The sequence below is a fragment of the Pseudomonas sp. NEEL19 genome, assembly GCF_028751975.1.
Classification (GTDB): domain Bacteria; phylum Pseudomonadota; class Gammaproteobacteria; order Pseudomonadales; family Pseudomonadaceae; genus Aquipseudomonas; species Aquipseudomonas juntendi.
In genome coordinates this window covers 2,443,953-2,455,814 of record NZ_CP081491.1, presented here as the reverse complement: position 1 = coordinate 2,455,814, position 11,862 = coordinate 2,443,953, and the positions used below count along the sequence as shown (strand labels likewise).

Below are 11,862 nucleotides of genomic sequence, written 5' to 3'. Positions count from 1 at the left end.
GTTTACTGCACGACCCCGCAGGCCACCCGGGCTCCACCGCCACCCAGCTTCTCGGGGTGGTCGCTGTGGTTGTCACCACCAGCATGCACCATCAGTGCATGGCCTTTGAAATCGGTGGCCTTCAGCCGCGGCGCGAGGACCGGATAGGTGGCCTTGCCATCAGCCCCCACATACAGCGCCGGCAAGTCGCCGCGATGACCGCTGTCATCATAGGGGCCTTTGTGGGCGTTGCTGGAATCCGGGTCCCAGTGCCCGCCCGCAGCGCCCGCTGGCACAGGCTTGCCGCCTTCTTGCGCCGGTGCGCACGAGGCGTTCTGGTGGAGGTGGAAGCCGTGCACGCCTGGCGGCAGGTCCTTCAGGTCGGGGGTGAGCAACGTGCCATATTTGTTCTGCTCGATGCTGATAGTGCCAATGGACTTGCCAGGGCCGTCGGGGCCGGCCAGCTTGAGTTCGACCGTTTCGGCCGCCTGGGCCAACCCGGCGCTGGCCAGTAAAGCGACAAATGCAGCTGTTTTCATAGTGCGTCTCCATGGCTTGGGTTGCTGGGCGTACTGCCCACGTTAACGGTGGGACTGCACGGCCCTGCCAGTCATTCCGCCCCGCCACAGCCTGAAACACTTTTCTCGTTGGGCTAGATGCCGCCCCCGGCCAGCAATTGAGTCATCACCTCGGCCAAGGCCTTGACCATGATGTCAGCGGTCGGCCGGTGAACAATGACGATTTCATAGCTATCGATCTCCGGCAGCCCCTGCCCCTCGCCCAGCACCCGGTGCTCGCCTGTCGCCGCGCGCGGCGGGAGCAAACTGACGCCCATGCCATCGGCCACGGCCGCCTGGATGCCACTGAGGCTGGAACTGGTGAAGCTGATACGCCAGCGCCGGCCCATGCCCTCGATGGCATTGATCATGTCTTCGCGGTACAGGCCGCGTGGCGGAAAGGTCACCAGCGGAATCGGGTCCAGCTCGAACGCCGGCGCGCGGGCACTGTCGATCCACTGCAGGCGCTCTGGCCAGCATGCCACGCCCTCGCGGGTGTTGCGCCGCTGCTTGAGCAGCACCAGGTCGAGCTCACCGTTGTCGTAGGCCTGGCTGAGGTCGCGGCACAGGCCGCTGGTCACCTCCAGCTTTACCTGCGGGTGCAGGCGGCTGAACGCCGCCAGCGCATTGGTGGTCCGCCCGCCGACGAAGTCTTCCGGCACACCCAGGCGCACGGTGGTGCCGACCATGGCCCCGGCCAAGGCTTCGAGCATCTGGTCGTTCAGCGCCAGCATATGCCGGGCATAGCCCAGCAGGGTCTGCCCGGCGTCGGTTGGCAGCACGTCGCGGTTGCCGCGTACCAGTAACCGGTGGCCAACCATGTCCTCCAGGCGGCGAACCTTCTGGCTGATGGTCGACTGGGTGGAATGCAGGCGCGCGGCCGCGGTGGTGAAACTGCCGCAGTCGGCCACCACCACCGTGGCGCGCAACAGGTCAAGGTCGAACAGGGCCCTATTCGATTTCGCGCTATTGGACATCTTGGTATTCAACTAATGAATGACAAGACAGACTTCTATCACGCTATCCCAGGCCCTGCAACGCCCTGCTCAGTCGCCGAGGGCGACCCCTTCGCGCCGCGGATCGGCCCCTCCAGCCCAGCCGTCAGCGGTGCGCTGGATGATCTGCATGCCGCTGGTCATGGTCATTGGCGTGACCTCGTGGCCCCAGGCCGCCAACTGGCGGACCAGTGCCGGGCTGGCCAGCCCTGCCTCCACTTCCGTGCCGGCATTGCGGCTGCCGAAATTGGGCAGGCCGGCAGCCTGCTGCGGGTCCAGTTGCCAATCCAGCAGGCCGAGCAGTGCCTTGTTCACGTAACCGATGATCTGTGAGCCCCCCGGCGAACCCAGGCTGGCCACCAGCTCCCCGCTAGCGCGGGAAAATACCAGGGTCGGCGCCATGGCCGACAGCGGCCGCTTGCCAGGTTGTACCCGGTTGGCCACAGGCCGGCCACGCTCCTGCGCGATGAACGAAAAGTCGGTCAGGGTGTTGTTGAGCAGGAAGCCTCTGACCATCACGTGCGCGCCGAACGCGGCCTCGACCGAGGTGGTCATGGCCAGGGCATGACCGCTGTCATCCACTGCGCTCAGGTGCGAGGTAGAAATGCGCAGGGGCGAGCGGTCTGGTGCCAGGGCCAGGTCGACACCAGGCGGCTGGCCTGGGCGCGCACGCCTCATGCTGTGTGCCCCGATCAAGGCGGCGCGGCTGGCCAGGTAGGCCGGGTGGGTGAGGGCCTTGGCCGGCACGGGCACATAATCGCTGTCTGCCAGGTACTGGGCGCGGTCGGCATAGGCCAGGCGCTCGGCCTCGGCGACCAGGTGCACGGCCATTGGCGCTGCTTCAATACCCGCTGGGGATGAAGTGGGCTGCGGCCGCAACCCAGCCAGGTCATGCGCAGGCACGGCCCGTTGAGCGGCTTCAAGGATGCCCAGGGTCTGCAACACCGTTACCCCGCCGGAAGACGGCGGCGGCACGCCGCAAATTTGCCAGGCCTTGTACGGGCCGCATACCGGCTCGCGCTCCCTGGCCTGGTACAGCTGCAAGTCCTGCAGCGACAGGTAACCGGGATTGGCATGGCTGCGCACCTGGGTCACGATGGCCTGGGCAATCTCACCGCTATAGAACACATCGGCGCCGTGCGCAGCGATCAGCTCCAGGGTTTGGGCAAGCGCCGGGTTGCGCAGGGTAGCCCCCACTGGCAAGGGCCTGCCCTGTTCATCCAGAAAATAACGCGCCATGGCCGGTGACTGGGCAATGAACGGGTCACCGGCTATCAACGTGTGCAAGCGCGGGGAAACCGCAAAGCCGCTGCGGGCCAACGCGATGGCCGGCGCAAACAGGTCGCGCCAGGGCAGCTTGCCATAGCGCTGGTGGGCCACCTGCAACGCCCGCAGCACACCCGGCACCCCCACCGAGCGGCCACCGATCTGCGCCTGCCGGAACGGCATCGGCTTACCATCGGCCTGCAGGAACAGTTGTTCCGTGACCCCCGCCGGGGCTGCCTCGCGGCCGTCGAATGCCTGCACGCGCTCGCCATCCCAATACAGGATGAAAGCCCCGCCGCCAATGCCACTGGACTGCGGCTCGACCAGGGTCAGCACCATTTGCATGGCGATGGCAGCGTCGATGGCGCTGCCACCGGCCCGCAGTATCGCCCGCCCCGCTTCGCTGGCCAGCGGGTTGGCAGCGGCCACCATGTGCCGGCTGGCGTGCACCGGCTGCAGGCCGGTGCGGTACCCGGAAGCCAGTTCCGGTGCAACTGGCAGCACCTGCTCGGCCTTCGCCGCCCCGCTGGCAGCCAGCAGCCACAGGGCCACGAGCAGTGGCTTGGAAAATGTCATCGCGTGCTTCCTGCTTCACCCATTCAGCCCGCCACTGTGGGTCATGGCCAAACCCGAGTTCAAGCTTTTGCGCGATTTTCCTGGCTCCCGGCCTCGTCAGCGGGAGGCGGCAGCCTCAAACCACCTCTTCGAACGGCAGGCCCACATAGTTTTCGGCAATGTTCAGCAAACCTGCCGGCGAGGTCAGGAAGTACTCGCGATCAGCCTCTTGCATCTTCTGGTCCCAGGCGTCCTTGTGGCTGCCGAAGTCGTGCAGCAGTTGGGTCATGAACCAGCTGAAACGCTCGCCCTTCCATACCCGGCGCAGGGCCAGGGGCGAATACTGCTGCAACAGCTCGGTACGCCCCTCGCGGTACACCTTGAGCAAAATCCGGTACAGGTAGTTGACGTCCGAGGCTGCCAGGTTCAACCCCTTGGCCCCGGTTGGCGGCACGATATGCGCGGCATCACCGACCAGGAACAGGTGGCCATACTGCATCGGTTCCACCACCAGGCTGCGCAGCGGCGCGATGCTCTTCTCCAGGGCCGGGCCTGTGACCAGGTCCGCTGCCACCTCGGCAGGCAAACGCGCTTTCAGTTCGGCCCAGAAGCGCTCGTCGGGCCACTCCTCGACACGGTCTTGCAGCGGCACTTGCAGGTAGTAGCGACTGCGGGTTTGCGAACGTTGGCTGCACAGCGCGAAACCGCGGGCGTGGTGGGCATAGATCAGTTCATGGTTGACCGGCGGTGTATCCGCCAGCAGGCCCAGCCAGCCGAAGGGGTATACCCGTTCGTATTGTTTGAGCACACCCTCGGGAATGCTCTGCCGGGAAACCCCATGGAAGCCGTCACACCCAGCAATGTAATCGCAATCCAGGCGCTGGACCTGACCGTCTTTATCAAAGGTCAGGTAGGGCTTCTCGCCCTTGAGCTCATGCGGCTGAACATTGCTGGCCGAATAGAAGATGGGGGCCCCGCTGGCTTCACGGGCCAGCATCAGGTCACGGGTAACTTCGGTCTGGCCATAGACCATCACCGTCTTGCCGCCGGTCAGGGCCTTGAGATCCAGGCGCTGGCGGCGCCCGCCAACCAGCAGCTCGACACCTTCGTGCACCAGGCCTTCGCGGTCCATACGTTCGGCCACACCGGCCTCGCGCAGCAGGTCGACCGTGCCCTGCTCCAGCACCCCGGCGCGGATGCGGCCCAGCACGTACTCGGCGGTCTGGCGCTCGACGATCACCGTGTCGATACCGGCGTTATGCAGCAGTTGACCCAGCAGCAGGCCCGACGGGCCCGCGCCAATGATTGCAACCTGAGTTTTCATTGTTGTTGTCTCTGTTGGAACGATACCGGCCCTGCACTGGCGGTGGCGCGGCATCTGCTGTTAGGGTTTGCCTTTGCATTTTTACGGGCAAAACCCGCAACTGAGCTGTGCTATTCCATGCAAAACCTGCACTTTTACAAAAAACGTTCGATTAACGGACAGGCCAAAGCTGATGAAATCCACCCTCCCCGGCGTTCCGCTGTTCAAGTTGTATGGGGAAAACCAGGCCTGGCCTGGTACCGACCTGCTGCACTGTGAGCCGATCCCCGCACGCAGCCGCCTGCACCACTGGGAGATCAAGCCCCACCAACATGCCGAGCTGTTTCAATTGCTGTACGTGCAACGCGGGCAGGCCCAGGTGGAAATCGAGGGCAACCGCACTGCCATAAGCGAAGCCGCGATCCAGGTGGTGCCCCCCCTGACCGTGCATGGCTTTCGCTTCAGTGCCGACATCCAGGGCCACGTGCTCACTTTTGGCGCCGCGCTGGTGGCCAACCTTGAGCAGCGCCTGGGCGCACCGCTGGCGGTGTTGTCCAAGCCGGTAAGCTACCCGCTGGGCCGGGATCGCGCGCACCTGCGCAGCCTGATCGAGACCTTGCAGCAGGAATACCAGAGCAACGCCCCATCGCGGGCCGCCATGCTGGAGGCGTTGGTGACCGCCCTGATGGTGTGGATCAGCCGCCGTCAGCAGCTTGGGCAGGCCCCGCGCACGCGCGATGAACGCGACCGCCAGTTGCTGGGGCAGTATTTGCGCCTGGTCGAAGCGCACTACCGCGAGCACTTGTCGATAGAGGCATTCGCCGCACGGCTGAATGTGCAGAGCCTGCAGTTGAACCAGCTGTGCCGGGCGCTGAGCGGGCAGACGGCGTTGCAGGTGGTGCACCAGCGCCTGTTGCTCGAGGCGCGGCGCAGCCTGGTTTATACACGCATGAGCATCGGCCAGTTGTCCGATAGCCTGGGGTTCAGCGACCCCACCTACTTTGCCCGCTGGTTCAAGCGCCTGAGTGGGCAAACGCCCAATGCGTATCGGCGGGCAGTGCAGCCTGAATGACCGGCCTGCCTGGCCCCAGGTCCGCAGGCCATGCCCACGCTCGCGCTTGCTTGACGTTTACGTCAAGCTGGCCTCAGGATACCCGGATACTTCCGCCCGAGCCCCAGCATGAGCACGCAGACCTACAGCATCTCCGACCTGTCCCGCGAACTGGACATCACCACCCGCGCCATCCGCTTCTACGAGGAACAGGGCCTGTTGAGCCCAGAGCGCCGGGGCCTGGAACGTATCTATTCGGCGCGCGACAAGGTCAGCCTGAAGCTCATCCTGCGTGGCAAGCGTATCGGCTTTTCCCTGGCCGAGTGCCGCGAGCTGATTGAGCTGTACGACCCCACCAGCGGCAACCTCAAACAGCTCAACAGCATGCTGGCGAAAATCGCCGAACGCCGCGCCCAGCTGGAACAGCAACTGCTCGACATTCACCAGATGCAACTGGAGCTGGACACGGCCCAAGAACGCTGCGAGCAAGCACTGGCCGCCACCCTCAACAACACCGACAACCGCTGAACGCCACAGGAAAACCACCATGTCCCTGCCCAACCACGTGCGCCTGGTCGAAGTCGGCCCCCGCGACGGCCTGCAGAACGAAGCCCAACCCATCAGCGTCAGCGCCAAGGTGCGCCTGGTAGACGACCTCACCGAAGCGGGCCTGGCCTACATTGAAGTGGGCAGTTTCGTGTCGCCCAAGTGGGTCCCGCAAATGGCCGGCTCGGCCGAAGTGTTTGCCGGCATCCAGCAGCGCCCAGGCGTTACCTATGCAGCGCTGGCACCGAACCTGCGCGGTTTTGAAGACGCACTGGCCGCAGGGGTAAAGGAAGTGGCAGTGTTCGCCGCGGCCACCGAAGCGTTCTCGCAGCGCAACATCAACTGCTCGGTCAGCGACAGCCTCAAGCGCTTCGAACCGATCATGGCAGCTGCCCGCAGCCACGGTGTGCGGGTGCGTGGCTATGTGTCGTGCGTGCTGGGCTGCCCCTACGAGGGCAAGGTCAGCGCCGAGCAGGTGGCACCGATTGCCCGCGAGCTGCGCGACATGGGCTGCTACGAGGTATCGCTGGGCGACACCATCGGCACTGGCACCGCCGGCGACACCCGGCGCCTGTTCGAGGTGGTGTCGGCGCAGGTGCCACGCGAGCAACTGGCCGGGCACTTCCATGACACGTATGGCCAGGCCCTGGCCAATGTCTACGCCAGCCTGCTCGAAGGCATCAATGTGTTCGACAGCTCGGTCGCCGGCCTGGGCGGTTGCCCGTATGCCAAGGGCGCCACCGGCAATATCGCCAGCGAGGATGTGCTTTACCTGTTGCAGGGGCTGGGCATCGAAACCGGCATCGACCTGGACCGGCTGATTGCCGCTGGGCAGCGCATCAGCCAGGTACTGGGCCGCAGCAACGGTTCACGGGTGGCGCGGGCGCGCATGGCGCAGTAGGTCATGAAGGTGTCACAGAGGTGTGGGTGAGTGTTACCGCCCCCCATTCCACAGCGAAAAATCGGGTAACAGGGAAACAAATCGACAAAAATTCGGGCCCTGCATTTTTTTCAAAATCCGCTAACTGCTTGATTCTAAAGAATATTCAAAAGTTGGCACGCTGCCTGCTATATCTTTCGTACAACAACAAAAAAAATGCGACACCCAATAAAAACAACAGATAACGGCTCTGACATAACAAGAACAACACGGCAGAGGCGCAGCAAGCAGATTTTTTTGGAGTAGGCAGTCTTTTCAGGGGCCCGCCCCGCGGTCTGGCACAGAACAACAAAACTACCTCGAGGTAGCAGCAGCCAGGTTCGGATCAGCAATGATGAAAGCAGGTCAGCGCTCAAAAAAATACGTTTGCTCTTGACCCCGCATGGGGGTCGCCCGCAACACCAGGACACGCCGACAAAAACAACAACAGGCCAGTCCCAATAATAAAAAAAGAGCAGGCAACAACGCTTTGAGGGGAGCTTCGGCTCCCCTCAGTGCTTCCTGCCCTCTTCCTCCTTCTGTTTATCCTCGTTTTCCCCCTCGAACTTGTCCACCAGCACCGGCATTGTGGCCAGCACCAGCAGGGCCAGCACCGTGCTGATCAGCGCTGTGGCTTCGCGGCCCATGCCAGCGGCCGTACCAATGGCAGCGGTCATCCACAGACCTGCGGCCGTGGTCAGCCCCTTCACATGGCTGGTGTCCTTGCCGTTGCCTTTGAGGATGGTGCCCGCACCCAGAAAGCCGATACCGGCGACGATACCCTGTATCACCCGGCTCAGGGCTTGTGCATCGGCCCCGGCCATGCTCGGTGCCAGCACGAACAGCGCGGCCCCCAGCGACACCAGCATGTGCGTGCGTACGCCCGCCGACTTGCCCCTGTGTTCGCGCTCGAACCCCAGTACTGCACCAAGCACCGCTGCCATCAACAGCCGTAAAAGAATGCGCGTGACCTCACTCGCGTCGGTCACATCGGCGAATTCTGCCTGTATTACCTGCCAGATCAGCTCCATTGCCTGGTTCCCATGCTGAGCATTGTGCTACCTGCCCGGCAGTGCGCGGGGTGTGCCTGCAAGCAGCCGGGCTTGCTGTGTATAGACACTGACCGCCAGCCGCCGTGCAAAGTGCCACTCAGCCCGCCGATGCAACGACCCCGCCCCCCTCGCGGTCCACCCTGTAACCCGCCCAGGAGGCCTGACCATGCCCGTTGAAATCGATGAAGCCACCCGCCGTTGCACCTTGACGGGTGAAAACCTGCGTATCGAGTGTGCTGGCCCGGATATCGAAATCATTACCGACGAACAGTTGCGCATGTCGGTGGCGCTGCACGGCGGTCAACGCGTGCCCATCACCGAAGCCGAGGCCGACGCCTTGACCGTAGCAGGTGCGGTGGATAGCCGCAGGCACCTGAAGGCCAGCACTCCAGGCTCGGTAATCTAGGGGCCGGCGACTCCTGCGCACTATCTGCTATGGTTTTTGGCGCTAAATCTGAACCTGTGCTGCTAACAGTTTCGGCGCCATAGTGCTCATGCCTGATCGAGGCCTGATGAGCACCCACCCATGAATGACAGAATCCTTTGCACAGAGATCGACACCGCCCCTGCCAGCGTCAAACCGCGCCGCACGGACAGCGGCATTCACACCCGCAGCTTCACCGGGCTGTACCGCAACCTGCGCATGGGTTTCGCTGGCGCGCTTTTCTTGCTGTTCTTCGGCACCGCCTGGCTCGACTGGAACGGCCGCCAGGCCGTGCTGTGGGACCTGGCCAACAGCAAGTTCCACATCTTCGGCTCGACCTTCTGGCCCCAGGATTTCATTCTGCTGTCGGCGCTGCTGATCATCTGTGCCTTCGGCCTGTTCGCCGCGACCGTTTACGCCGGCCGGGTGTGGTGCGGCTACAGCTGCCCACAAAGTACCTGGACGTGGCTGTTCATGTGGTGCGAGAAAGTGACCGAGGGCGACCGCAATAAGCGCATCAGGCTGGCCGCCGCCCCTTGGGGCCTTAACAAACTGGCCCGGCGCACGGCCAAGCACTGCCTGTGGCTGGCCATTGGCGTGGCCACAGGGCTGACCTTCGTGGGCTATTTCACCCCGATCCGCCCGCTGGCTGCAGAACTGCTGACCTTGCAATTGGGCGGCGTAGCGTTGTTCTGGGTACTGTTCTTCACCGCGGCCACCTACATCAATGCAGGCCTGCTGCGCGAGGCAGTGTGCCTGCACATGTGCCCGTATGCGCGGTTCCAGAGCGTGATGTTCGACAAGGACACCCTGGCAGTTGCCTATGACCCACGCCGTGGCGAGGCCCGTGGCCCGCGCAGAAAAGGCAGCGATGCTCGCGCCCAAGGTTTGGGCGACTGCATCGACTGTACCCTGTGTGTGCAGGTCTGCCCCACCGGCATCGACATCCGCGACGGTTTGCAGATGGCCTGCATCGGTTGCGCGGCGTGCATCGATGCCTGCGACGGGGTCATGGACAAAATGGGCTATGCCCGCGGGCTGATTGGCTACAAGTCCGAACACAGCCTGCAAGGCGGCTCCACCCACTGGCTGCGGCCACGCCTGCTGGGCTATGCCACTGCGCTGGTGGTCATGCTGGCAGCGCTGGTGCTGGCCTTGCAGCTGCGCCCGATGGTGTCGCTGGATGTGATCAAGGACCGCGGCCTGTTCCGCGAAAACGCCCAGGGCCAGATCGAGAACATCTACCTGCTCAAGGTCATCAACAAGACCGAGCGCACCCAACACTACCTGCTGCGCCTGCAGGATGCCGATGGCTTCACCTTGCAGGGCGACACCGCACTGGTCATCGCCGCAGGCGAAATGAGCGAACTGCCGGTGTCGGTGGCAATGCTCGCCGAGCGGCCGACCAGCAGTTCGCAGACACTCAGTTTTGTCATCAGCGAACGTGACGACCCCGCCATACGCAGCGTGGCCCACAGCCGCTTCGTCGCCCCCATGAACCGCTGATCCCTTACACTGCAACCACCTTGCCTGCCAGGCTTCGACAGAAGGCCAGAATGAAACGCTACGAACGCTTCGCCGACGATATTGCCGAACTGATCCGCTCCGGGGTGCTCGGCCCCGGCCAGCGGGTGCCCTCGGTGCGCTACGCCAGCCAGACGCACGGGGTTAGCCCGTCCACGGTGTTCCAGGCCTATTACCTGCTGGAACGGCGCGGGCTGATTCGCGCCAGGCCACGCTCGGGGTACTTCGTCAACGCCCACGCGCCACGCCAGTTCTGCGAGCCGCAGCCGCTACAGCCGGCCAGCGAGTCCACCGATGTCGACGTCAGTGCGCTGGTGTTCTCCATCCTCGACTCGATCAAGGACCCCAACACCGTGGCGTTCGGCTCCGCCTTCCCCAGCCCCGAGCTGTTCCCGCTGCAACGCCTGTCGCGCTCGCTGGCCAGCGCCAGCCGCAGCATGGACCCGCGCATGGTGGTGACCGACCTGTCACCCGGCAACCCGCAACTGCGCCGCCAGATCGCGCTGCGCTACATGGTTGGCGGGCTGATGCTGCCCATGGAGGAACTGCTGATCACCAACGGCGCCCTGGAGGCGTTGAACCTGTGCCTGCAGGCGGTCACCCAGCCGGGCGACCTGGTCGCCATCGAAGCGCCCGCGTTCTATGCCTGCCTGCAGGTGCTGGAGCGGCTCAAGCTCAAGGCAGTGGAAATCCCGGTGCACCCGCGCCAGGGCATGGACCTGGACGTGCTCGCGCAAACCCTGGACAAGCACCCGGTCAAAGCCGTGTGGTGCATGACCAACTTCCAGAACCCGGTCGGCGCCAGCATGCCAGAGGCGAACAAGCAGGCACTGGTACAACTGCTGGCACGGCACCAGGTGCCCCTGATCGAGGACGACGTTTACGCCGAGCTGTACTACGCGCAGCAGGCACCCAAGCCGGCCAAGGCGTTCGACACCCAGGGGCTGGTGATGCACTGCGGCTCGTTCGCCAAGAGCCTGGCCCCTGGCTACCGCATTGGCTGGGTCGCGGCCGGGCGTTACGCGCAGAAAATCGAGCGGCTGAAGTTGATGACGTCCCTGTGTGCCTCGATGCCTGCCCAGGCCGCCATCGCCGACTACCTGCAGCACGGCGGCTACGATCGCCACCTGCGCAAACTGCGCTACGCACTGGAAGGCCAACAGGCCAACATGCTCGCCGCTATCGCCCGGTACTTCCCGGCCCAGACGCGGGTCAGCCAGCCCTCCGGGGGTTACTTTCTGTGGCTGGAGCTGCCCGAGCAAATGGACGCCCTCAAACTGTTCCACATGGCCCTGGCTCAAGGCATCAGCATCGCCCCCGGGCCGATCTTTTCACCCACCCGACGCTTCGGCAACTGCATTCGCCTGAACTACGGCAGCCCCTGGAACGCCGCCGCCGAACAAGCCATGGAAACCCTGGGGCGGATCATTCGGTCATTTTGAAGGCAAATGGCAATCAGGGTAACTATAGTAGTGCGATCCATTACCGAGGGAGCTCAGCGTGGTTCAGGACGATGCCGCTTCTCGCACACAGGCACTTCACGACAAGGTGCTCGAACTGGAGGCCCAGGTTGCTGAGCTGCGCCTGAAAGCGGCCTGCCAGGACGTCTTGCTCCAGCACATGGAAGAGGGGTTTTGTGTACTGGAGCTGCTGGAGGACGATAACGGGCAGGTCCATGACTACCGCTACAT

General features: G+C 63.9%; 11 protein-coding genes. 6 read left to right on the top strand and 5 right to left on the bottom strand.

The window, feature by feature from the left end; all coding sequences use genetic code 11:
- Positions 1 to 2 precede the first annotated feature (2 nt).
- The 4 genes from sodC to pobA form a co-directional block, all read right to left on the bottom strand.
- Entirely contained in the window at positions 3 to 518 is a 516-nt protein-coding gene (gene sodC / locus K4A76_RS11030; protein WP_009686686.1) for a superoxide dismutase family protein, read from the bottom strand.
- 113 nt (positions 519 to 631) lie between these two features.
- Complete coding sequence (locus K4A76_RS11025; protein ID WP_009686685.1) at positions 632 to 1,513, bottom strand: LysR substrate-binding domain-containing protein; 882 nt, start codon at positions 1,511 to 1,513, stop codon at positions 632 to 634.
- A gap of 69 nt (positions 1,514 to 1,582) precedes the next feature.
- On the bottom strand, positions 1,583 to 3,373 hold the full coding sequence (ggt, locus tag K4A76_RS11020; RefSeq protein WP_274412163.1) for a gamma-glutamyltransferase: 1,791 nt from the start codon (positions 3,371 to 3,373) through the stop codon (positions 1,583 to 1,585).
- Between the two features lie 115 nt (positions 3,374 to 3,488).
- The gene (pobA, locus tag K4A76_RS11015) at positions 3,489 to 4,676 is read right to left on the bottom strand and encodes a 4-hydroxybenzoate 3-monooxygenase (protein WP_274412162.1); all 1,188 of its coding nucleotides are present in this window, start codon (positions 4,674 to 4,676) and stop codon (positions 3,489 to 3,491) included.
- A 172-nt stretch (positions 4,677 to 4,848) separates the two neighbouring features.
- Here pobA and K4A76_RS11010 point away from each other — a divergent pair, with 172 nt between their 5' ends.
- The 3 genes from K4A76_RS11010 to K4A76_RS11000 all read left to right on the top strand — a co-directional run bounded on the left by K4A76_RS11010 (position 4,849) and on the right by K4A76_RS11000 (position 7,153).
- Positions 4,849 to 5,727, top strand: coding sequence for a helix-turn-helix domain-containing protein (locus K4A76_RS11010; protein ID WP_274412161.1), 879 nt, complete (start codon positions 4,849 to 4,851; stop codon positions 5,725 to 5,727).
- Positions 5,728 to 5,835: 108 nt separating this feature from the next.
- A complete protein-coding gene (locus K4A76_RS11005) occupies positions 5,836 to 6,234 on the top strand; it encodes a MerR family transcriptional regulator (RefSeq protein ID WP_009686680.1) in 399 nt (132 codons plus the stop codon).
- Positions 6,235 to 6,253: 19 nt separating this feature from the next.
- Entirely contained in the window at positions 6,254 to 7,153 is a 900-nt protein-coding gene (locus K4A76_RS11000) for a hydroxymethylglutaryl-CoA lyase (protein ID WP_029886492.1), read from the top strand.
- Between the two features lie 530 nt (positions 7,154 to 7,683).
- Here the strand turns inward: K4A76_RS11000 and K4A76_RS10995 are convergent.
- Positions 7,684 to 8,202: an MgtC/SapB family protein gene (locus K4A76_RS10995; protein WP_009686678.1), complete on the bottom strand. Its 519-nt coding sequence runs from the start codon at positions 8,200 to 8,202 to the stop codon at positions 7,684 to 7,686.
- A gap of 187 nt (positions 8,203 to 8,389) precedes the next feature.
- Between K4A76_RS10995 and K4A76_RS10990 the strand changes: the two genes are divergently transcribed.
- The 3 genes from K4A76_RS10990 (at position 8,390) to mapR (ending at position 11,613) form a co-directional block, all read left to right on the top strand.
- The gene (locus K4A76_RS10990; protein ID WP_029886493.1) at positions 8,390 to 8,629 is read left to right on the top strand and encodes a DUF3203 family protein; all 240 of its coding nucleotides are present in this window, start codon (positions 8,390 to 8,392) and stop codon (positions 8,627 to 8,629) included.
- Between the two features lie 120 nt (positions 8,630 to 8,749).
- Positions 8,750 to 10,153, top strand: a complete 1,404-nt coding sequence (ccoG, locus tag K4A76_RS10985) for a cytochrome c oxidase accessory protein CcoG (RefSeq protein ID WP_274412160.1) — start codon at positions 8,750 to 8,752, stop codon at positions 10,151 to 10,153.
- Between the two features lie 50 nt (positions 10,154 to 10,203).
- Positions 10,204 to 11,613 (top strand): GntR family transcriptional regulator MpaR, encoded by a 1,410-nt coding sequence (mapR, locus tag K4A76_RS10980; protein ID WP_110679817.1) that lies wholly within the window; start codon positions 10,204 to 10,206, stop codon positions 11,611 to 11,613.
- Positions 11,614 to 11,862 lie beyond the last annotated feature (249 nt).

Bases quoted from the DNA above. Each gene is read 5' to 3' on its own strand.
- K4A76_RS11000 (WP_029886492.1), top strand. From the start codon at position 6,254: ATGTCCCTGCCCAACCACGTGCGCCTGGTCGAAGTCGGCCCCCGCGAC.
- sodC (WP_009686686.1), bottom strand. From the start codon at position 518: ATGAAAACAGCTGCATTTGTCGCTTTACTGGCCAGCGCCGGGTTGGCC.
- K4A76_RS11025 (WP_009686685.1), bottom strand. From the start codon at position 1,513: ATGTCCAATAGCGCGAAATCGAATAGGGCCCTGTTCGACCTTGACCTG.
- mapR (WP_110679817.1), top strand. From the start codon at position 10,204: ATGAAACGCTACGAACGCTTCGCCGACGATATTGCCGAACTGATCCGC.
- ggt (WP_274412163.1), bottom strand. From the start codon at position 3,373: ATGACATTTTCCAAGCCACTGCTCGTGGCCCTGTGGCTGCTGGCTGCC.
- K4A76_RS10990 (WP_029886493.1), top strand. From the start codon at position 8,390: ATGCCCGTTGAAATCGATGAAGCCACCCGCCGTTGCACCTTGACGGGT.
- K4A76_RS11010 (WP_274412161.1), top strand. From the start codon at position 4,849: ATGAAATCCACCCTCCCCGGCGTTCCGCTGTTCAAGTTGTATGGGGAA.
- pobA (WP_274412162.1), bottom strand. From the start codon at position 4,676: ATGAAAACTCAGGTTGCAATCATTGGCGCGGGCCCGTCGGGCCTGCTG.
- ccoG (WP_274412160.1), top strand. From the start codon at position 8,750: ATGAATGACAGAATCCTTTGCACAGAGATCGACACCGCCCCTGCCAGC.
- K4A76_RS11005 (WP_009686680.1), top strand. From the start codon at position 5,836: ATGAGCACGCAGACCTACAGCATCTCCGACCTGTCCCGCGAACTGGAC.
- K4A76_RS10995 (WP_009686678.1), bottom strand. From the start codon at position 8,202: ATGGAGCTGATCTGGCAGGTAATACAGGCAGAATTCGCCGATGTGACC.